This is a genomic window from Exiguobacterium sp. s160, from assembly GCF_018617575.1.
GTDB classification, from domain to species: domain Bacteria; phylum Bacillota; class Bacilli; order Exiguobacteriales; family Exiguobacteriaceae; genus Exiguobacterium; species Exiguobacterium aestuarii_A.
On record NZ_JACSKK010000001.1, the window covers coordinates 649,360 to 669,175 of the forward strand.

Annotated in this window: 27 protein-coding genes; 3 read left to right on the forward strand and 24 right to left on the reverse strand. The window is 45.0% G+C overall.

What is annotated here, in order from left to right; translation table 11 throughout:
* Nucleotides 1-128: 128 nt before the first annotated feature.
* Nucleotides 129-557 carry a transcriptional regulator MntR gene (gene mntR / locus KNO86_RS03390; protein WP_251126879.1) on the reverse strand — a complete coding sequence of 143 codons (429 nt, stop codon included), beginning with the start codon at nt 555-557 and terminating at the stop codon, nt 129-131.
* Nucleotides 558-720: 163 nt separating this feature from the next.
* Here mntR and KNO86_RS03395 point away from each other — a divergent pair, with 163 nt between their 5' ends.
* Nucleotides 721-1,101 (forward strand): rhodanese-like domain-containing protein, encoded by a 381-nt coding sequence (locus KNO86_RS03395; RefSeq protein ID WP_083600098.1) that lies wholly within the window; start codon nt 721-723, stop codon nt 1,099-1,101.
* A gap of 34 nt (nt 1,102-1,135) precedes the next feature.
* Here KNO86_RS03395 and gcvPB read toward each other — a convergent pair whose 3' ends face one another.
* The 13 genes from gcvPB to KNO86_RS03460 form a co-directional block, all read right to left on the reverse strand.
* Nucleotides 1,136-2,611, reverse strand: a complete 1,476-nt coding sequence (gene gcvPB / locus KNO86_RS03400) for an aminomethyl-transferring glycine dehydrogenase subunit GcvPB (RefSeq protein ID WP_483297962.1) — start codon at nt 2,609-2,611, stop codon at nt 1,136-1,138.
* Nucleotides 2,611-3,948, reverse strand: coding sequence for an aminomethyl-transferring glycine dehydrogenase subunit GcvPA (gene gcvPA, locus KNO86_RS03405; RefSeq protein ID WP_214694000.1), 1,338 nt, complete (start codon nt 3,946-3,948; stop codon nt 2,611-2,613). Before gcvPA ends, gcvPB begins: the two co-directional genes overlap by 1 nt.
* 25 nt (nt 3,949-3,973) lie before the next feature.
* Entirely contained in the window at nt 3,974-5,050 is a 1,077-nt protein-coding gene (gcvT, locus tag KNO86_RS03410) for a glycine cleavage system aminomethyltransferase GcvT (RefSeq protein WP_214692987.1), read from the reverse strand.
* 148 nt (nt 5,051-5,198) lie between these two features.
* A complete protein-coding gene (locus KNO86_RS03415; RefSeq protein WP_214692993.1) occupies nt 5,199-5,537 on the reverse strand; it encodes a hypothetical protein in 339 nt (112 codons plus the stop codon).
* Nucleotides 5,524-6,021: a shikimate kinase gene (locus KNO86_RS03420; RefSeq protein ID WP_214692995.1), complete on the reverse strand. Its 498-nt coding sequence runs from the start codon at nt 6,019-6,021 to the stop codon at nt 5,524-5,526. Before KNO86_RS03420 ends, KNO86_RS03415 begins: the two co-directional genes overlap by 14 nt.
* Complete coding sequence (locus KNO86_RS03425; protein ID WP_214692997.1) at nt 6,014-6,313, reverse strand: hypothetical protein; 300 nt, start codon at nt 6,311-6,313, stop codon at nt 6,014-6,016. The genes KNO86_RS03420 and KNO86_RS03425 overlap by 8 nt, the downstream gene beginning before the upstream one ends.
* The gene (locus KNO86_RS03430; protein ID WP_285800657.1) at nt 6,289-6,801 is read right to left on the reverse strand and encodes a prepilin-type N-terminal cleavage/methylation domain-containing protein; all 513 of its coding nucleotides are present in this window, start codon (nt 6,799-6,801) and stop codon (nt 6,289-6,291) included. Before KNO86_RS03430 ends, KNO86_RS03425 begins: the two co-directional genes overlap by 25 nt.
* Complete coding sequence (locus KNO86_RS03435; protein WP_214693000.1) at nt 6,707-6,943, reverse strand: hypothetical protein; 237 nt, start codon at nt 6,941-6,943, stop codon at nt 6,707-6,709. The genes KNO86_RS03430 and KNO86_RS03435 overlap by 95 nt, the downstream gene beginning before the upstream one ends.
* A complete protein-coding gene (locus KNO86_RS03440) occupies nt 6,930-7,361 on the reverse strand; it encodes a prepilin-type cleavage/methylation domain-containing protein (protein WP_214693002.1) in 432 nt (143 codons plus the stop codon). The genes KNO86_RS03435 and KNO86_RS03440 overlap by 14 nt, the downstream gene beginning before the upstream one ends.
* Nucleotides 7,358-7,660: a prepilin-type N-terminal cleavage/methylation domain-containing protein gene (locus KNO86_RS03445; RefSeq protein WP_214693004.1), complete on the reverse strand. Its 303-nt coding sequence runs from the start codon at nt 7,658-7,660 to the stop codon at nt 7,358-7,360. The genes KNO86_RS03440 and KNO86_RS03445 overlap by 4 nt, the downstream gene beginning before the upstream one ends.
* A gap of 14 nt (nt 7,661-7,674) precedes the next feature.
* Nucleotides 7,675-8,652, reverse strand: coding sequence for a type II secretion system F family protein (locus tag KNO86_RS03450; protein ID WP_214693005.1), 978 nt, complete (start codon nt 8,650-8,652; stop codon nt 7,675-7,677).
* Nucleotides 8,634-9,440 carry an ATPase, T2SS/T4P/T4SS family gene (locus tag KNO86_RS03455; protein WP_214693007.1) on the reverse strand — a complete coding sequence of 269 codons (807 nt, stop codon included), beginning with the start codon at nt 9,438-9,440 and terminating at the stop codon, nt 8,634-8,636. The genes KNO86_RS03450 and KNO86_RS03455 overlap by 19 nt, the downstream gene beginning before the upstream one ends.
* A gap of 58 nt (nt 9,441-9,498) precedes the next feature.
* The gene (locus tag KNO86_RS03460; protein WP_214693012.1) at nt 9,499-9,885 is read right to left on the reverse strand and encodes a Spx/MgsR family RNA polymerase-binding regulatory protein; all 387 of its coding nucleotides are present in this window, start codon (nt 9,883-9,885) and stop codon (nt 9,499-9,501) included.
* Between the two features lie 250 nt (nt 9,886-10,135).
* On the opposite strand from KNO86_RS03460, the gene KNO86_RS03465 reads away from it, so the two are divergent.
* Nucleotides 10,136-10,399, forward strand: coding sequence for a DUF2626 domain-containing protein (locus KNO86_RS03465; RefSeq protein ID WP_012726597.1), 264 nt, complete (start codon nt 10,136-10,138; stop codon nt 10,397-10,399).
* 30 nt (nt 10,400-10,429) lie between these two features.
* Here the strand turns inward: KNO86_RS03465 and KNO86_RS03470 are convergent, their stop codons facing one another.
* Entirely contained in the window at nt 10,430-11,050 is a 621-nt protein-coding gene (locus tag KNO86_RS03470) for an MBL fold metallo-hydrolase (RefSeq protein WP_214693014.1), read from the reverse strand.
* 157 nt (nt 11,051-11,207) lie between these two features.
* Between KNO86_RS03470 and KNO86_RS03475 the strand changes: the two genes are divergently transcribed.
* Nucleotides 11,208-11,387: a DUF2759 domain-containing protein gene (locus KNO86_RS03475; protein WP_074033323.1), complete on the forward strand. Its 180-nt coding sequence runs from the start codon at nt 11,208-11,210 to the stop codon at nt 11,385-11,387.
* Nucleotides 11,388-11,497: 110 nt separating this feature from the next.
* On the opposite strand, the gene KNO86_RS03480 is transcribed toward KNO86_RS03475, so the two are convergent.
* The 9 genes from KNO86_RS03480 to rpmG all read right to left on the reverse strand — a co-directional run bounded on the left by KNO86_RS03480 (nt 11,498) and on the right by rpmG (nt 19,740).
* Entirely contained in the window at nt 11,498-13,414 is a 1,917-nt protein-coding gene (locus KNO86_RS03480) for an LTA synthase family protein (RefSeq protein ID WP_214693016.1), read from the reverse strand.
* A gap of 224 nt (nt 13,415-13,638) precedes the next feature.
* Nucleotides 13,639-14,601: an ROK family glucokinase gene (locus tag KNO86_RS03485; protein WP_214693018.1), complete on the reverse strand. Its 963-nt coding sequence runs from the start codon at nt 14,599-14,601 to the stop codon at nt 13,639-13,641.
* A gap of 93 nt (nt 14,602-14,694) precedes the next feature.
* Nucleotides 14,695-14,889, reverse strand: coding sequence for a YqgQ family protein (locus tag KNO86_RS03490; protein ID WP_012726602.1), 195 nt, complete (start codon nt 14,887-14,889; stop codon nt 14,695-14,697).
* A complete protein-coding gene (locus KNO86_RS03495) occupies nt 14,886-15,908 on the reverse strand; it encodes a M42 family metallopeptidase (RefSeq protein ID WP_214693020.1) in 1,023 nt (340 codons plus the stop codon). The genes KNO86_RS03490 and KNO86_RS03495 overlap by 4 nt, the downstream gene beginning before the upstream one ends.
* Nucleotides 15,909-15,920: 12 nt before the next feature.
* On the reverse strand, nt 15,921-16,970 hold the full coding sequence (locus tag KNO86_RS03500) for a rhomboid family intramembrane serine protease (RefSeq protein WP_251126880.1): 1,050 nt from the start codon (nt 16,968-16,970) through the stop codon (nt 15,921-15,923).
* A 121-nt stretch (nt 16,971-17,091) separates the two neighbouring features.
* Nucleotides 17,092-18,048 (reverse strand): L-lactate dehydrogenase, encoded by a 957-nt coding sequence (locus tag KNO86_RS03505; protein ID WP_214693023.1) that lies wholly within the window; start codon nt 18,046-18,048, stop codon nt 17,092-17,094.
* A gap of 169 nt (nt 18,049-18,217) precedes the next feature.
* A complete protein-coding gene (locus tag KNO86_RS03510) occupies nt 18,218-18,988 on the reverse strand; it encodes a DUF92 domain-containing protein (RefSeq protein ID WP_214693029.1) in 771 nt (256 codons plus the stop codon).
* Nucleotides 18,967-19,521 (reverse strand): 5-formyltetrahydrofolate cyclo-ligase, encoded by a 555-nt coding sequence (locus KNO86_RS03515; protein ID WP_214693031.1) that lies wholly within the window; start codon nt 19,519-19,521, stop codon nt 18,967-18,969. The genes KNO86_RS03510 and KNO86_RS03515 overlap by 22 nt, the downstream gene beginning before the upstream one ends.
* Nucleotides 19,522-19,575: 54 nt before the next feature.
* Nucleotides 19,576-19,740, reverse strand: a complete 165-nt coding sequence (gene rpmG, locus KNO86_RS03520; protein WP_255313299.1) for a 50S ribosomal protein L33 — start codon at nt 19,738-19,740, stop codon at nt 19,576-19,578.
* Nucleotides 19,741-19,816: the final 76 nt, after the last annotated feature.

The window sequence follows — 19,816 nt, forward strand, 5'->3', positions numbered from 1 at the left end:
ATTCATCTTATCATATTTTCAACTTAAAAATATACATTAGTAGATAAAATAGATGTTTTCGTTCGTATTTAAGTCCTGTTCACTCTACAAAAAAACGTCAATCGCAAGAAATTGACGTTTTTTATACATTATTCTTCTACTGCTCGCTCTTGCTCACGAAATTCTCTGAATTGATCCATTAGTTCAGGTTTGTCTTCAAAAAATTCCACAAACTGCGTCATGCAATCGAGCGTATTTGAACTGAGGTGATGTTCGATTCCTTCCACATCCTCGTATACATCCGCTTCGTCGACTCCAATCAGACGTAAAAAAGACTCGAGCATCGCATGGCGCTCGACGAGTCGTTTCCCTACTTTTTGACCTTTCTTCGTAAGCATGAGACCGCGGTATTTTTCGTACACCAGATATTCTTCACGGTCCAACTTTTGAACCATTTTGGTGACAGAGGAGGGATGAACTCCTAAATGTTCGGCAATGTCAGAAACACGCGCATATCCTTTTTCTGACATGAGTAAATAAATCCGTTCTAAATAATCTTCCATACTCGGTGTCGGCATGGGCACGACCTCCCCTAATGTTCCGGTTTCCACTTTATATTTTATCCTAACGAAGCTGAAATCGAAAGGGAAAGCCCCGATTCATTCAGTCAATCATTGTCTCGTGACCTTAAATTCATTATAATGAGATATGGTAACTTTGAAAGAGAAGGGAAGAACATCTATGGGAATTGAAACAATCCTCGTCATCCTCCTATGGGTTGCCTTGATCGCCTACATCGTATGGCGCTTCATGCCAGCTCGCGGGTTGAAAAAAATGAAACAAGAAGAATTCCGTGCTTCACTCCGCAAAGGACAATTGATTGACGTACGTGAACCGAATGAATATAAAGGTGGTCACATCGTCGGTGCTCGAAACATCCCGGTCGGTCAACTCAAGATGCGTATGAAAGAATTACGTAAAGACCAACCGATTTTAATTTATTGCCAAGGAAGCTCACGTTCTAACCAAGCGGCCAAACTACTCATGAAAAATGGATATAACAATATCTACATGCTTGAAGGCGGCTTCAAGAACTGGAAAGGCAAAATTAAAAAAGCATAAAAATGGGCGGGTCGATTGAATCGACCCGCTCCTTTTATTTCACGGATGACGCCTCACGACGTTCATATTTTAAAACAGGCTTCCGAGCAGCGAGCGTCTCATCCATACGCTTAACGACCGTCGTATGCGGGGCCGTCTGTACGATTTCTGGATTTTCTTCCGCTTCTTTTGCAATTTGAAGCATCGCATCGCAGAACGCATCAAGCGTTTCTTTTGATTCGGTTTCAGTCGGTTCCACCATAATACACTCTTCCACATTTAATGGGAAATAGATTGTCGGTGGGTGGTACCCGAAGTCGAGCAATCGTTTCGCGATATCAAGCGTACGGACACCGAGTGCCTTTTGTCGCTTCCCTGACAAGACGAATTCATGCTTGCAATACGTATCGTATGGTACGTCGAAGGCATCTTTCAATCGAGCAAACATATAGTTCGCGTTGAGCACGGCTTCACGCGATACACGCGTCAACCCTTCTGCTCCCATCGTTTTAATGTAGCTATACGCGCGAACATTGATTCCGAAGTTTCCATAGAACGGCTTGATTCGACCAATCGAGAGTGGACGATCGTAATCCAAGCCAAACCCTTCGTCTGTCTTCGTGACGATCGGTGTTGGCAAGAACGGAATCAGATCACGTTTTACCCCTACTGGACCAGAACCCGGACCACCACCGCCGTGAGGACCCGTGAATGTCTTATGCAAGTTCAAGTGAACGACATCAAAGCCCATGTCTCCTGGACGTGCGATTCCAAGAATCGCGTTCGAGTTCGCACCGTCATAATAAAGCTTTCCACCAGCCTCATGAACCACTTTTGAAATTTCGAGGATGTCCGCCTCAAACAATCCGAGCGTATTCGGGTTCGTCAGCATGAGAGCAGCCGTATCTGCACCAACTTTTGATTTCAAATCATCCAAATCCACAAGACCACGCTCATCCGACTTGACCGTCACCGTCTCAAATCCAGCAACGACGGCAGAAGCCGGGTTCGTTCCGTGTGCCGAGTCTGGAACGAGTACTTTCGTACGAGCCGTATCCCCATTGCGTTCGTGGAACGCTTTGATCAACATGAGCCCCGTCCATTCGCCATGCGCCCCTGCTGCTGGTTGCAACGTCACTTCATCCATCCCTGTGATCTCAGCAAGTTGCTCTTGTAAGTCGACCATTAGTTCAAGCGCACCTTGAATCGTCTCAACGGGCTGCAATGGATGAATGTGCGCGAATCCAGGAAGGCGTGCCATATCTTCGTTCACTTTCGGATTATATTTCATCGTACAAGAACCAAGTGGATAAAATCCTGAATCTACTCCATGGTTTCGTGTAGAGAGCGCCGTGTAATGACGAACGACATCGAGCTCAGATACTTCAGGTAGTTCAGCCACTTCTTTTCGAATCATCGTCGCCGGCAATAATGACTCGAGGTCAACTTCCGGAACGGTTGGCGTCGGTAAGTTATATCCTGTTCGTCCTTCACGTGATACTTCAAAAATTAGCGTTTGTTCGTGTTGCATCATTTCATCCCCCCGACCACTTCGACAAACTGATCAATCTCTTCTTTTGTACGTAACTCTGTCGCACAGACTAGCATCTGTGACTGGCGCTCTTCTTCATACGTTCCGAGCGGTAGTCCACCAATCATTCCATGTTCAAGCAAGTGACGAGATACTTCTTCTGCATCGCGTCCGAAATCAACAACGAATTCATTAAACATTGGTCCCTCGTCAACGATTGTAAATCCTGCTGCTTTCAATGCTTCTTTCATGTAATGGGCTGTTTGGATATTCCGGACAGCCATGTCTCGAATGCCATATTTCCCTAAAGCGGACATCGTGATCGAGGCGGCCAATGCGTTGAGCGCCTGGTTCGAACAGATGTTTGAGGTTGCTTTGTCACGACGAATGTGTTGTTCACGCGCCTGTAACGTCAAGACGAATCCACGTTTTCCATCCTCATCTACCGTTTGTCCTACGAGTCGACCAGGTAGTTTACGCATCAACGACTTCTTCACCGCAAAATAACCACAAGACGGACCACCAAAGCTTTGTGGAATCCCGAACGGTTGAGCATCCCCGACCGTAATGTCCGCTCCAAGCGCACCTGGTGATTCCAAAATGCCTAATGCAAGCGGGTTACTTGATACGACGAACAGTGCACCTGCATCATGCGCTTGTTTCGCCAATTGCTCCAAATCTTCAATACGACCGTAGAAGTTCGGATATTGTACGACGAGACATGAAGCGTCTGTTAAATCGAGGTCAGTTAGATCCGTTACCCCATTTGTGACGTTTGTATATTCGACAGAAAGTCCTGGACCATCTGCATATGTGCGAATGACATCTTTCGCTTCAGGATGTACCGCTCCAGAAACGACGACGCGTTTTTTCTTCGTCTGCGCACTCGCTAGGTAAGTCGCTTCAGCAAGAGCCGTGATGCCGTCATACATCGACGAGTTTGCGACATCCATTCCGGTCAACTCACAAATCATCGTCTGGAACTCGAACATCGCCTGAAGCTCGCCTTGTGAAATTTCAGGTTGATATGGCGTGTACGCCGTATAAAATTCAGAACGTAAAAGCATATGGTTCATCACAGTCGGTGAGAGATGATCATACATCCCGGCACCGAGGAAACTTGGATAAGACTTCGTGTTTTTGTTTTTATCCGCTAGTTTCGTCATGTGACGAACGAGATCAACTTCCGGAAGTGGTGACCCGATTGCTGCAAGCGACGCTTTTTCGCGAAGCGACTCTGGAATATCCGCGAGCAACGATTCGATGGAATCCACTCCAATCGTTTGAAGCATGTCTCGCTCATCTTGTTCGGTCATCGGTAAATAACGAAATTCCATTCTGTTCATTCTGAATCCCCCTGTTTCATTTCGTTCGTTTATAGAAAGGTGTCGGTACGCGTTCGGCTTCAATCTTTTTGCCACGAATGTCGATGACAAATCGCTCTTCATCTTTGTAACGTGCATCCACACGTGCCCAAGCAATCGACTCGTTTACTGTCGGAGGCATCGTACCGGTAGTAACGACTCCAACGACGTTCCCGTCGATTTCTACTTGCGCACCTTGACGTGCGATTCCGCGACCAAGCAATTTCAAGCCCACCATCCGGTTCGGAATGTTTTCTTTTTGTGTAGCGAGCGCCTCTTTCCCAATAAAATCAGTATCTAATTTAACCGCAAAATTAAGGTTCGCCTCGAACGGCGTAACCGACTCATCTAGTTCATGCCCATAGAGCGGAAGGCACGCTTCAAACCGTAGCGTATCTCGTGAACCTAACCCGCAAGGTGTAACACCCTCTGCTTCAAGCGCTTCCCAGATTGCTGAGATTCCTTCTGCCCGCGCATAAATCTCGAATCCGTCTTCTCCTGTATAACCACTACGCGAAATGATTGAAGCAACACCGGCCACATCACCGTTTATAAATTTAAAGAAACCAACTTCGTCAAGCGCTACATTCGTAATCGTTTGAAGAACAGCTTCCGCATTTGGACCTTGAATGGCAATTTGGCCATATTCATCAGACTCATTCGTCACAGTGACGTCACCAGAAACAAATTGACGAATGTGCGCCTCGTCTTTTTCGATATTCGAGGCATTGACGACGAGCCAATAAGTATCTTCATCTAACCGGTAAACGAGTAAGTCATCCACTACGCCACCATTCTCGAGACAGAGAAGGTTGTACTGCGCTTGACCGACTTTAATCTTTGAGACATCATTCGTCACAAGATTCTGCACTTGTTCTAGAGCGTCCGGTCCTTCAATCCGAATTTCTCCCATGTGAGATACATCAAACATCCCCACGTTTTGACGTACAGCCTGATGCTCTTCTTTGATCGAAGAAAACATAATCGGCATTTCGAACCCCGCAAAATCAACCATCTTCGCCTTCGGTTCAATCAATTCGAACAAAGGCGTACGTTTCAAAGTAACCTTTTCCATAATATCCCCCAATCCCGAACATAAAATGCTTTTGTTTTTGAAATCTTTCGTTTTCCATTCCACTTTAACAATTTTTATTCTTTCTGCATAGTTAAAAAAGCGAAAAAGAAAAAGGATGAAAAACGAAAACGTTTTCATCCTCATTATTTCACATTTTTGTCTCGGTGGAAACGTCAGAGCGTTCGATTCCCGCTGTACGTTTGATTTCATGTGTCAGCCCGACTGCCGCCTGTTTCAATTCAATCGATTCGTCTTTAGCTTTGATGCCAAAATCTTTGATTTGGGTAACGGAACGGTTGACCGCGTCCACATGCCCCTTGATTTCAGTGACTTGTTGGTTGATGACGTCAGCACGAATCTTAAATCGTTCCGTCAAACGGTTTAGTCTTCCAAACGTCGGCTTCATCTGTTTTTTAAATAACAAATATCCATATACACCAAGTCCAATGATGGCGAATAAAAGAATTGCAAGGTTAATCCAAATCATACTTTTCCTCCTTCATACGAATAATCTGTTCTGCAATACACCGCGGTGTCTGAGACGCATCAATCGTCTCGTCCGCTTCATGATAAAGAGTGGTCCGTCGGTTGTATAATGCCCGAACTTCCGACTCTCCATGTTTCACAAGTGGTCGATTCGAATCTTTGATCCGTGCCCAGCATTCCTCAAATGGTAAGTCTAAATGAATGATTTTACCGTGTTCGCGCATCCAACGTATATTTTTAGAGCGTTCGACCACACCACCACCCGTGAGGACAAAGTCAGCATCAATCCGCTGAAGCACTTTTGATTCCACGTCGCGAAACGCTGACTCCCCGTATTGGTCAAAATATGTAGCGATGTCGGTTCCAATCCAGGTTTCGATTTCTCCATCGAGGTCCACGACGTCTCCATGTTCTTGCATAAAATTGAACAAGGTAGACTTACCTGTACCCATAAATCCCACGATATAAAACGGTTTCTTATTCATAAGCAATCACCTCTTTATGACGTTCACCAGATGTCAACACCATCTCCACTTCCGTTCGATTCGGTGCAATCGGACGACATGTCACCGTCCCCGTCGGTTTGGTGAGTGTTACTGGTTGATTGCCACAACGTTCTTTTGCCAACAACAAGTGGGATTCAAAACGTATGGCCAATATCTCATCTGAGATTCGTCTCGTCGTTCGTTCTACATCAGTATACCAAAATAATGCAGTACCAAGTAACCACACGACGATTGTCAACGTAGTGATTAGAAAGAATCCTCTTTCATACACATGACGTACCGCTCCCTCTCGAAAGTTGAATCTTTCCATGAAATTCGAAATCCCATACCGACCGTTTCGACGCGATACTGATCGATTCCTCTTAAAAATAACAAGTTCCCTCCTCCGTCTCCAACCATTACCAAGTTTCCGTTCAACTGTTTGATTGTCCATGACCATACCTCTTCATCCGCTTTAAGAAAGTCACCTCTTAATCGCCCCTCATCGACGCGACAATTTTTGCTGTTCTGCAAACGACGCACAATGAGTTGGGGAGTCGTATGGTGGTTCCACTTCGGTTGTTCGTAAAGACGTTGACCAAGGGTGAGCAATTCGACCAACAATAATAAAAAGATGGGAAGAATCAACAATACTGCCGTCATTTCTAGCATGGTAAACCCCGAATCAAAGCGTCGGTAAGCAAAAACCCTTTTCACACACTTCTTCACGCCCAGTCGGTTCAGCGGCTTCAAGCAGCACCTCTCCTTGTAATCGTTCATAAATGAACAACGTGTCACGTAACCTTGCGACTTGGTCATTTCCTTGTGTCACAAACGACGTCAAAATGAGTACCCAGCCCATTACAATCGCTAGGCTCACACTCACTTCCCATAACGAGAATCCTTTCTCATCCCCCTTCATGGATGATCACCTCCGGTTCATACGTTCCAAGTCGAAATTTAAACGTGACGGATGTTTTCCCACTGACAAATTTCCACTGTCCTGCATAGGAAGCTGTTGCCTGGGAGAAGGTGATGGTATTGTAGGTCGGAAGATAAACAATGATTCCTTCCGGTACGTCCACTCTTCGCACTAACGTCATTCCACACATGATTAAATACCTTCGCTGTTTAGCCACCCAAATCAACTTCGGCACGCAACTTCCATTTTCCGAAATGTATGGGTATTGTCCCGCTTCTTGAATATTTGTCACTAACGTATCTGTAAAGTCATAAAGTTCAAGTCGCTCAAAAGGCTTCACTACAGGACTACTAATCAGCAGGAGGAAGGAAATGATCACGAGTACCCACGCCATCTCAACAAACGTATAGCCTTTCATTGTCTCTTCAGCGAACCATCAAGTGGAGAATACGTGTAGGCTGACGATTGACAACTATATACAAGTGGATCCGATGCAGAAGCACGTTCAATCACTTCTAATGTGGCAGGGTACGATTTATGTTCGGCATAGTGTAAATTGATTTCTGACTCGACGATTCGGACACTTCCCTCACAACTCACTTGGTCCGCCCGTGACTTTCCTTCTGTCAGCGTCGGCACGAGCAATAACAGTAAGATTGAAATAATGAGTAAGACTGCAGCCATCTCAACGAGTGTGAATCCTTGTTCTTCCTTCATGTGAATGTCCCCTTTCATAATTGAGCCATGATAAGTTTTACAGGCAAATAAAGCGTATAGAATAGAGTGCCGACCATGACGCTGAGCACTCCATAAAGTGCCGGCTCTACTTTTTCAATCAATTGACGACTATATTGTTCCATTTCTTCGAATACTAGTTCTCGATGAAGTGACATCAATTCACCGAGTTCTCCACTCATCGACCCCACCCCTAACAAACTAACCACTTCATAGTCAATAAACCGTTCCTGTTTGACAGCCATTTCGATTCCTTCACCGGCAGACAATCGTTTGTGAATCCGATTTGCCATTTCAGCCATCTCCCCCTTTTCATTGGCGAGTCGACTGATAATTTGCCTGATGTTCGTTTCTGTCTGTTGTAATAACGACAATTCGCTGACAAACAAATAAGTCAGGTACAGAGTTTTACCACGGTTCCATATGTAAAACGGTAGTTCTACACCTCGTCGATGCAGCATGTAGACCGTGATCCCAAGCATCACAAATACAGAAAACAGAGCTGGAAAGAACCATTTCGATAGTAAAATTGAACCTGCTCCCTCATACGTGGACACATCAACCATCCCCATCAGCTTCGGGAAAATGTACAACGCATAGACCATCCCAAGACCGAGCAAGATAAAGAAAATGATTAAAGGATACCGAATGAGTCGCTTCAATTCCTCCTTCAGCCGCATCCGCATTTCTAAAACTAAAACGACTTGAGATAACCCATCCATAAACCGCCCGTTCCGATCGGCTGTCATCAATATTTCTTGCATTTGGCGATTTGTGATGATTAGCGAGAACACGTCCGCTAAAGAAGTACCAGATTCGAGTTGTGCCCTCATCTCCTGAACGTCCGCTTTCCTGTTTCCTGTTTCATGATATTCAAGTGTCTCCATTGTGGCTTTCAACGATACGCCTCGGGATTGAAGACGCAGAAAACGGTGAATCAATTGAATCGGTGGTTTTACTGAAGCGTTTCCCATTCACACGTCACCTCCTGATCACGCGTCAGTACACACCAATGTCTTGTCACTGACGATTTTCCGAGTAATTGTTCAAGCCGTTTCTCCCCATCCTGAATCGTCGCTGTATGAAACGTAGTAATCGTCAAATGCCCACTGAGTGCAGCATCGTAGGCGACGTTCAACTCTTCCTCTGTCCGTACCTCTCCGATTACAATGATGTCTGGGTCGGCACGTAACGTTTCTTTTAATAACTGCCGATGATTCAACCCTGCTTTTGCATTCACCTCGAGTTGAATCACCCCATCAATCTTTTGTTCTGGAGGATTTTCAATCGTGACGATCCGCTCACGCTTTAAGTGATTAAGAAGCGCATACAATATTGTCGTCTTGCCCGCACCAGTAGCCCCTCCGATTAATAGGAGACCATGTCGCGATGCAGACATTTCTTGAAAACGTTCAACGTCCCCTGGTCTCAACAAGTGATGAAGCTCAAACGCTTGATTCGGTACCCTCCAGGACATCAATGTTTGCGCAAATGATGGGAGAAATGTTACGCGGATGACTTCTCGATCAAGTTCGTACACGCCCGACTGGGGCACACGTTGATTCGTGTCCGATAACGAACACCAATATCGCATATGAAGTGTGAGACGGTCATATTGATCGATATCCATCGACTGAAGATCAAGCAGTTTCATATCTGATCGGATTTGAATCTTCACTTCATGTGTACTCGGTATAAAATGAAGATCGCTTGCCCCCGCCTCTCTCGCCATAATCATCAGTTGTTCAATAAGCTCCTTCATTTCATTCACCTCGAGAACAGCATAAAAAAAAGCCCACTCTGTTGAAAGTGGACTTGTCTTATGAAACTTGTGTCGAAACGACATGATGACGGCGTGCATATGTTTCGATTGAAACCTTGTCATAACCGACAATGACTTCTTTTCCATCTGTTAAAATCGGACGTTTTAACAATTTCGGATTTTCACTCATCAGCTTGAGTAGTTCGCTCAGCTTCAAATCCTCAACATCAACGTCGAGTTGCTTGAAGGCTTGGCTTCTAGTAGCAAGAAGAGAATCTACACCTTCTTCACTAATCGCAAGGAGTTGTAGTAATTCGTCGACAGTTGGTGCATCTCTGAAAATGTGACGTTCACTCACTTGAAGTTCTTGTTCATGTAAAAACGCTTTCGTCTTCCGGCAAGAAGTACAGCTCGGGTACGTGTAAAACATTAATTCTGATGCCATTTTATGTTCCTCCTCATTTCAACTTTTTATTTCGCTCATTTTGTATAAGTTGATTATACATCTCTTATACCCCGTTTGTACATATTTTGTACAACTTTTTTATAAATTTTGTACAACTTTATTTTCCGTATTGATTTCACATATTTTTCACGATTATTTTGCTCAATTCTCACGTTTCCATAGCATTTTTTCGAATGTGTTGGTAAAATAGTGAATGAGAATGGAATAATGCACGTATGGGGGGATTAACATGGCAAGAATGTTTCGTGTCCTAGGCTTCTGGACTGGGCTAGTGGCGGCACTTGCTTTCGTAGGCGCACTAGGCGGCGACCAAAGTAGTAGTGAACATACTGGTGACTTTATCGTTATGGGACTTGTCTTCTTAGCACAAACGATTTTCTTCGTCGCACTTGGCTACTTAAAGCTTACTGAAAAAACATATGTATACGTCTTCGGCGCGTATTTGACAATTTTCTTCGTTGTCTTTACGTATTGGAGCAACTTCCAAATGTAAAAAAGATTGTCTCGTCGGAGACAATCTTTTTTATTGCTTGAAAAATGGATTCGTTTGCTTTTCTTCTTCAAGCGTTGTTTTTGGTCCGTGACCCGGATAAAGAACCGTCGCACCCGGAATCAAGTGCTTTATGCGTTCAATGGATCCCATCAACGTTGCCTGATCGCCTCCAAATAAATCGGTACGACCGACTGATTGTTTAAAAATCAAGTCACCGCAAAACGCAATCTTTTCATCCGCCATGTATAACACGACGCTACCTGGTGAATGACCAGGGGTGTGATAAAGATCGAATGTAAAATTGCCGACAGTCAACGTATCGCCTTCATATACCTTTTCAGCCGGCTTCATCGCCGGTACAGGAAGATTGAAAGCAGCCGCCCCGTTCTTTTCTCCATTCGTCAACCAATCACTTTCGAGACGATGGACATATACTGGAACTTTATAGCGTTCACGGAGTGCATCCACTCCTCCAATGTGATCAAAATGGGCGTGAGTCAACAAAATCGCAGCGGGTGTACCAAGACGATCAATCACCTCGAAAAATCTTGGGTCATCCGTTCCTGGGTCGATGATGACGACACTACCTTCTTTTTCAAGGACGTATCCATTCTCCTGCGCTAAGCCTGACGTAATCTTCTTCACTTGCATATGATTGATCCCCCTCTCATTCAAAACAATATTGTGGCAAAATTGTATCGATGTCAACCTTTACTCGACAGCGCCTCAATAATCGGATAAAATAATAATGATATTTCAGTGAAATTTTTATGAATTTCATGACGTATAATTAAAGGGGGAACTCGTCATGCATTTGTATGAACCGTTCGGATGGATTTCTGTCATCGTCGCGATTGTGGCTGTATGGGGAATGATTCGTTCATTCAAAAAACGCCAATTCTTTCCACTCGCAGTTGCAGGCTTAACTGTACTCGTATTCGGATTCTTTGGTGTTGCCACGTTGATCTACGGCGGTATTCCAGGTTAATGGATTTGTATCAAGCAATCATCAAGCGACTTCGGTCGCTTTTTTTGTGCCTATAATTCCTCGATATAAAAAACGAACCAAATCACATAGTGGTTTGGTTCGCTTTTAGGTTATTCATTCGTTTGTTCTTTAAAGCGGAGAAGGTCGGAATAGATCAAATCATCGTTCATTTGTAAGATCTTTTCTGCTTCTTCCGTCATTGGACCACAAAGCGTTGTGTCCTCAACCACTTCTCCAGAAGTAGCATTGTAACAAGTTGATTGTGTCCATACATATTCATCCGTCACAACCGTACCATCTCGGAAGATTGCACGACTATTTCGGTTTTCAGAGAACAAGTCATTCCCGAATCCGATTGTGTCCGATGTATCAATTCCAAGTAAGTGCAAGATTGTCGGTTTCATGTCGACGTGACTTCCGATTGTTTCATGCACTTCACCTTTTTCTTGATCCGGCAAGTGAATCGCAAACGGAACCTGTTGTAATTTCGCCACATCATATGGTGTCAACTCTTCTTTACCGAGCAACTCTGCCATCGCATTGTTGTGGTTCGTCGAGATACCGTAGTGGTCACCATAAACAACGAAAATCGTATCCTCCCACATTCCGTTCTCTTTCAATTGATCGATAAAGAGACCGAGTGCATAGTCTTGATATGCAAGCGCCTGCGGGAAGTTGTTTAACGTCGTTGAACTTGTCTCGAACTTCGGTACGAGCTCATAGTCTTCACTTGGCATCGTATATGGGAAGTGGTTCGTCAATGTGATGAACTTCGCATAGTACGGCTCAGGCAACTCTTGAAGCATCGGGATCGATTGTTCGAAGAAACTATCATCTAAGAGACCCCATTCTGTCATGTCTTCTGGGTTTCCGAGATCGTAGCTCTTCTCATCGAAGAATTGATCGACACCGATATTTTTATACATTTGGTCGCGGTTCCAGAACGATTTATTATTCGCATGGAAGACGGCTGAATAATAGTTATCTTCTTTAATCAATTCTGGAAGTGCTTGATATTCGTTGTCCGCGTTCGTAAAGTACACGGCACCACGCGGTAAGCCATATAGCGAGTTATCGAGCGCAAACTCCGCATCCGATGTCTTCCCTTGACCTACTGTATGGTAGTAGTTTGGCCAATAATGAGACTCTTCAATCAGCTTGTTCAAGTTTGGTGTGATATATTCACCGTTCGGCGCTTTCATGTTATGCGTGAAGTTTTGTGCAGATTCGAACGACACAACAATCACGTTTTTCCCTTTATACTTACCGAACAAATCAGGGTTCGGTGCAGCATAGTTTTGACGAGTGAATTGTTCAATCGTTGCAAGCTCAGATTCGTCAGCCATCGCTTTTTGAGCAGATGTTTTCGTTTGAAGCATTGCATCATACACGTGGAAGTTAAACGTTCCGATGTTTTTCACTAATAGCTCACGGTCGAATGAACGAGTCAACAATTCAGGACGTTCTGTCTCCGCCAACGAAAGGTTGAACAAGAATACCGATACAGCTGCAACGAATGTCACGAGCGCGCGACGATGTGAAGCGGCATTCTCTTTCATATTCATCCGCCATAAGATAAACGGTAAGACAAATACGTCACCAAGAATGATCAAGTCCTTCCATTCAAGTAGTGATGTGAACGATGTCGACAGCGTCTCCATGTTCGATGGTTGCATAATGACCGGCATCGTTAAATAGTCCGTAAATTCACGATAATATACGGCATCCGCAAACAAGATGAAGGATGCGAGCGCGTAAAGCGTGTAGAGCACCCATTTTTGTTTGTTTCCTTTAAAGAAGAAATGGAAGGCAAACAAGAATAATGTCGAACTGATCGGGCTGATCAGTAAGATAAAAGCTTGTGCGGTGTTTTCAATCGGAATGTTGAAGAAAAATTGATAGACGATATACGTCTTCGTCCAAAGCAATAACGTAAATATCCAAAATAGACGATATTCTTGAAACGAAGCGCGGACCGTATCGTTCAGTCTCGTCGATAGCTTCGAGAAGCGTTGAGATGAATTCATCTGACGGTCTCCTCCTCTTTTCAGTTTTCGGCATGTTTTTATAGCCATTTATTTTTATATTTGTTCATACATTGTACAATTCGATTTGAATAGTACACGTCCAGTATCAAGTCCAAATCTTACCCCTTTTTTAATAAAAAATCAACTGTGACGTTACAAATTTTACAATATCCCATACCCTTTCCCACAAGAAAACACGCCTGCGATGTGCAGACGTGTCAGTTTTATACGCGTGTCGGAAGGAAGTGTTTACGTGCTAACCAGCCACAACCAATGACTCCGGCATCATTCTCAAGTTCAGCGATTTTAAACGTCGTTGACTCATAGACACGTTCGAGTGCGAAACGCTTGAACTGAGTATCGAGCGGTTCAAGCAATGCTGAACCTGCTTTTGAGACACCGCCACCGATGACAATCATTTTCGGGTTGAGTGTGTTGGCGATATTCGAGATCGTCAATCCGAGATATTCCGTCATCTCATTGACCACTTCTGTCGCGATTGTGTCCCCAGCTTTATAGGCTTCGAATACGTCACGTGCCGTCATTTCTTTCAATTCGTTCAACGAAGTATCTTGATTTTTTCGTTTTTGCAACGCTAAACGTGAAATACCTGTCGCAGAGGCAATCGTTTCGATACACCCTAATCGGCCACAGCCACATTTTACAGCTTTCGCCTCATCTCGTTCGACGGTGATATGACCGATTTCTCCTGCCATACCAGCCGTACCATGAACGATGTTTCCGTTCGTGATGACGCCACCACCGACGCCTGTACCGAGCGTGATGGCAAGTAATTCTGATGCACCTTCACCTGCACCTTTCCACATCTCACCGAGGGCAGCGGCATTCGCATCGTTTTCGAGGACAGCGGGGAGTCCGACCGCTTTTTCGAACTCACTCACCAGAGCGAAGTCTTTCCATCCGATGTTCGGTGAATACTCGACAACACCTTCAGAGAAATTGATGAATCCAGGGGCTCCGATACCTGCACCTGCGAAGTCTTCTTTCTTCTTGCCTGACGTCTCTAAATACGTTTCAAATGAGGCTGCGATGTCTTTTGGTATATGTACACCGTTTTCTCGAATATCCGTTTTAACTTCCCACTTATCAGAAATGATGCCATTCATGTCTAAAACAGCCATCTTCACCGTTGTACCACCGATGTCGATCCCTAATAACCATTTCATACCGTTCACTCCTCATCTCAACTAAATCGCTTTCATTCAATAGTGTACACTATTATCCCCTTAGTGCAACCCTTTGCACTAAGGGGATTTCTGTCAATCTGTTGAATTTTTCAATTCGTGGGTCAAAATGATTTTCGCCGTATCGTATACACGCTGCTCGATGATGCCCCCTTCATACAACTCGTCGAGTTCCATCATCATCAGTGAGATTTCAGCATCCCGCTCCCCGATGTAAATAATGGTCCCGAACGACTTTAAAAACTGTTGGACATCATAAAAGTTTTTCATGCTTCTTCCTCCATCGTTGACAAGACATAACGATTTAACAATTCTCTTGTCGCTTCCATAGACGTCACATGTGTCCGTTCATAACTATGACTTGACTCAATTCCAGGACCGATCAAGGCATGCTTCACATCGTAGCCTGCACGGATCGCAGCCGACGCATCCGAGCCATAATAAGGGTAGATATCCACTTTATAAGCGATGTCATGTGCTTTACATAATGAAGTAAACTTACGGCGCAAGCTAATATCATATGGTCCAGACGAATCTTTGGCACAAATCGAAACCGTATATTCATCTGAATGTTGGCCATCTCCGAGCGCCCCCATATCGACAGCAATGTATTCCACAACATTTTCAGGAATGCCGGCATTTCCCCCGAATCCGACTTCTTCATAATTCGAGATTAAGAAGTGAACCGTATGTGGCAACTCGTAGCTAACCAAATCTTTAGCTAAGTCTAATAAAATGGCCACAGACGCCTTATCGTCCAAATGACGAGATTTCACGTATCCGGAAGACGTCACCTTGAATCGTGGATCAAATGACACAAAGTCACCGATTTCAATTCCAAGTGCCGTCACATCTTCACGAGAATGGACTTTCTCATCCAATCGAACTTCAATGTTTGAAGCAGATCGTTCTGCAGAGTTCGTGTCTTTATACACATGAACGCTCGACTGATGGATGAGGATGGTTCCTTCGATCGCCTCCCCCTCCTCGCGATGAATGAGACAGTTTTCTCCTTCGATCGCCGTCCAAGCGTATCCACCCACTTGCGTGAGTCGTAAGCGTCCGCTCGGCAAGATGTCCTTGACCATCGCCCCAAGGGTATCGACGTGCGCCGTCAAAAGACGCGCCTCGTCCGAACGTCCTGGGAACGTCGCGATCAACGCTCCTTTATGTAAACGAGACGTCTTGACACCGAGTGTTTGGAGTTTATTTTCTGCAAATCCGATCGCCTCCTCCGTCATACCAGACGGACTCGGGATTTCAACTAATGTTTTCAGTGTTTCTATCATCATATTCTCCCCTTACCAAGATCCATACCCGTACAGTAGACCAAATAACGTGGCCGTGAGCACAGAAAATAAGATGCGTTGTGTTCGATTTTCCTCATCAGGCAATCCGACGACACCAGAGACGACGAATCCACCTAGTAAACCACCCGCGTGTGCAAAATGATCCAAGTTCGCACCCAATACGAACGCGAGTCCTACATTTAATCCTAACATAATAAAGAGCGGAGGTCCGAGTGTCTTCATAAAGAGCGAACGATCCCGCAGTCCAAAATAGAGTAAGGCACCGACCAGACCAAATAAGGCTCCTGATGCCCCCGCTGAAACGGATTCACTGAACGCGTACGATGCTGTCGTCGCTAAAATCCCACCGACCACGTAGATGATGAGAAAGCGGAGAGAGCCGTACATTCGTTCAACGAGCGGACCAAGTGACCAGAGCGCAAACATATTGATGGCAAAATGGAACCATCCGATATGCAGAAACATTGGCGTAATCAGCCGCCACCACTCTCCTTCTTCGATGAGCGGGTTCACTTTCGCACCGAATGCGATCAACGTATTCGGATCGAATGTCGAACCGACTGACTCAGCTAGCCACATGACTAAAAACGTGATGAACATCAAGCCGTATACTACTTGCGGTTTGCCGAAGGAGAATCGCTTTTTTAATTCCGCTTTCTTCTTTCGATCCATCGCGACCGCGAGCATTCGAAAGCGATCTTCCTCCATCGTAGGTGTACAAATCGAGCGAGATAATGTCACTCTCGCTGGAATCGGGAACGTCATGGAGTCGACCCGCTCTTCATCAACGAGACGGTCACCATATATGTGAATCGTCAAACGTTTTCGTCCAATACGAGACAGACGAAAGGCGCTTAAGATTGCGTTAATGTCAGTACCGAGATGATTCGCCCATGCTTTTTCAGTTTGAACGTATAAGTCATAGCGATCACCTGCTTTTGTATCAAACAAGATGACTGCACGGGACGGTTCTAATATCCCTTCGATTCGTCCACCGTTCTCGACCGCTTGATAAATGTCTTCCCAGAAGCAAGTCGCCAACAAAATCCCTCCTCTCTCATTCTATTGTAAATCACGTTGTACCTCACTACAAAGTCGAGGTTTGCCTCAAACGTACAAAAAACCCGCAACCTTTACGGCTACGGGCACTCATATATCGCAATTACAAGACAGGTTCCATCGTTTTCATAAGGACGTTCGCAGAATGTTGCATTTTTTGATGTTCTTCTTCTGACAACTCAATCTCAACGACCTCACGCACGCCCTGACGGTTGATGATCGCCGGTACCCCGATATGAATATCGTGTAAATCGTATTCCCCATCAAGATGAGCACCGACTGTCAGCAACGTGTTCTCATTACGAAGGACCGCTTTGACCAAACGGAGTAATCCGAGTCCAATGGCATAGTATGTCGCACCTTTACGTTCGATGATGTGATATGCCGCATCACGTACGTTCACATATATGTCTTCAAGGTCTTGCCAGTTATATTCATCATGCTCTTCAAGCAACTGCTCAACAGACTTTCCATAGATACGAGCATTACTCCAAGCAGCAAACTCGGTGTCACCGTGCTCACCCATAATGTAAGCATGACAGTTACGTGGGTCGACATTAAAATAGTCGCCAAGCATGTAACGTAAACGCGACGTGTCGAGTACAGTACCTGAGCCGAAGACGCGATGTTTAGGGAGTCCTGAATACTTCCATGCCAAATGCGTCATAATGTCGACAGGGTTTGAGGCGATAATGATAATGCCATCAAAACCAGAATCCATAATATCTGAAATCATCGACTTCATGATCTTCGCATTTTTTTCGACAAGGTCAAGACGAGTCTCCCCTGGACGTTGCGGTGCACCTGCGGTAATGACGACGATGTCTGCTACACCACAATCTGCGTAATCCCCTGCCCATACACGCATCGGTGAAGACGCGAACGAGACGCCGTGGTTCAAGTCCATCGCTTCCCCTTCTGCTTTTGCCTTGTTGATGTCGATGATGACGAGTTCTTCACAAAGGCTTGCTGTCGTTAACTGGTACGCAAAGCTCGCTCCAACTGCCCCTGCCCCTACAAGTGCGACGCGCGTTACTTTAGCATGATTTAATGTTTCCATATTGATTCTCCACCCTTCGATCAATCTGTTTCATGTTTTTGTTATCTCTGTTACAACAAGATTGTAACATCATTCACAAACCTTAACTACAGTGGAAACCGTTTTCACTTTGGCGATATTGTGACAACTTTCACATTCAATTGAAACATCTTCATTTTCTGTACTACCCTTATCCGAACACAAAAAAACAAATAGACGCCGCTCCAAGAACGGATAAAAAATTGACTGCATCATTCCCTAGCACACGCCACCCTGACACATATGTTGTAGGAACTTGATGATGAACTTTCTTTTCCGTCAGCTTTCCACAAACCGTACAGCGAAACTTCCGTTGTACCGTCGCCCCAAGCAATGTGTCGATGACGCTCCCACTCAGTCCGATTCCCCAAAGCGCCACTAGTAATGCCATGTTCAATTCGACAAACAGGAGAGAAGAACAGACGATCACGAATGCCCCTACAATCGACATGATCGTTCCAAACGTTGAGACAGCACCGCTCGTTCCCGGCTCAACTTCTCTAAACGTGAACATGAAACGCGGTTTACGTTTTGCGAGGACACCGAATTCAGATCCCCACGTGTCACTCGTCGCTGCCGCAATAGACACGATGTACATATAAAGATAAACGGGATCATCTGTCAGTAAGTAACCGAGGGCACAAAGAATCCCTACCCCACCGTTTGCTAACACTTGAATGGCGTCGCGCGCTCCCGTTTTTTCGACTATGTCATCTACATTTTGTTTATCACGAGATCGATATTTCGATGCAAGAGAAGACGTCGAGAAGAATACACCCAGTAAATAGAGGCCGAACCAACCAAACGATAACCCGATCAATACCCCCGTCACCACTGTCAAGACGGCTCCCGAGATCGTCAAGGAGTGCAACCGATACCCGAGAAAGGCGACGATACAAGTTACAATAAATATGGCGAACATTGAATCATCTCCTTTTCTGTCACAATCCACTGAACAGGTAGATCATGTGGTTCAGTCGGCACTTGATCGACCAATTGAACGGAGTACGCTAATGAAACCGTCTCCCCTTCATATGTACGTAAAAATCGGTCATAGTATCCTCCACCCCAACCGATTCGATATCCTGAACGGTCAAATACCCTTCCCGGCACAAGACAGAGGTCGATGGTTTTCGTTGTTGGCGGGGTCGTCGGCTCCAAAATATTCATGACGCCCGTCTCAAGGTCATCTACCGAATGAATAATATGAAACGTTAACCCCTGCTCCGTTACTTTCGGGACGCACACCGTTTTTCCTGCTTCAAATGCTTCATGAATGATTGGCGATGTATTGATTTCAAGCGGAAGTGACGATGTCACGGCAATCGTCTGGCTTTCTTTCCATATCTCTGTTGCAAACAACTTCTGATGGATGACTCGGTCAACTTGTTGGCGATTATTCATTTGTTTAATATACTGATGGACCGTTCGTCTTAACGCTGCTTTGTCTTCCACAACGCATTCCTCCTTACAAAAAAAGCCGCCACATATGTGACGGCCGGTCCCTCATTACTTCACTTCGCGGTAAAGCGTGTGACGACGGAGACGTGGGTTGTATTTGCGCAACTCAAGGCGCTCTGGGTTGTTACGTTTGTTTTTCTTCGTGATGTACGTGCGATCGCCTGTTTCTGTGCAAGCTAATGTAATTTTAACGCGCATTTCTTTCACTCCCATCTTAATGATGTTGTATCAAGTGCTTTTGCTTTACAGTCTAAGCATACTCAATTATCCTACCAAGTTTCTTATGAAA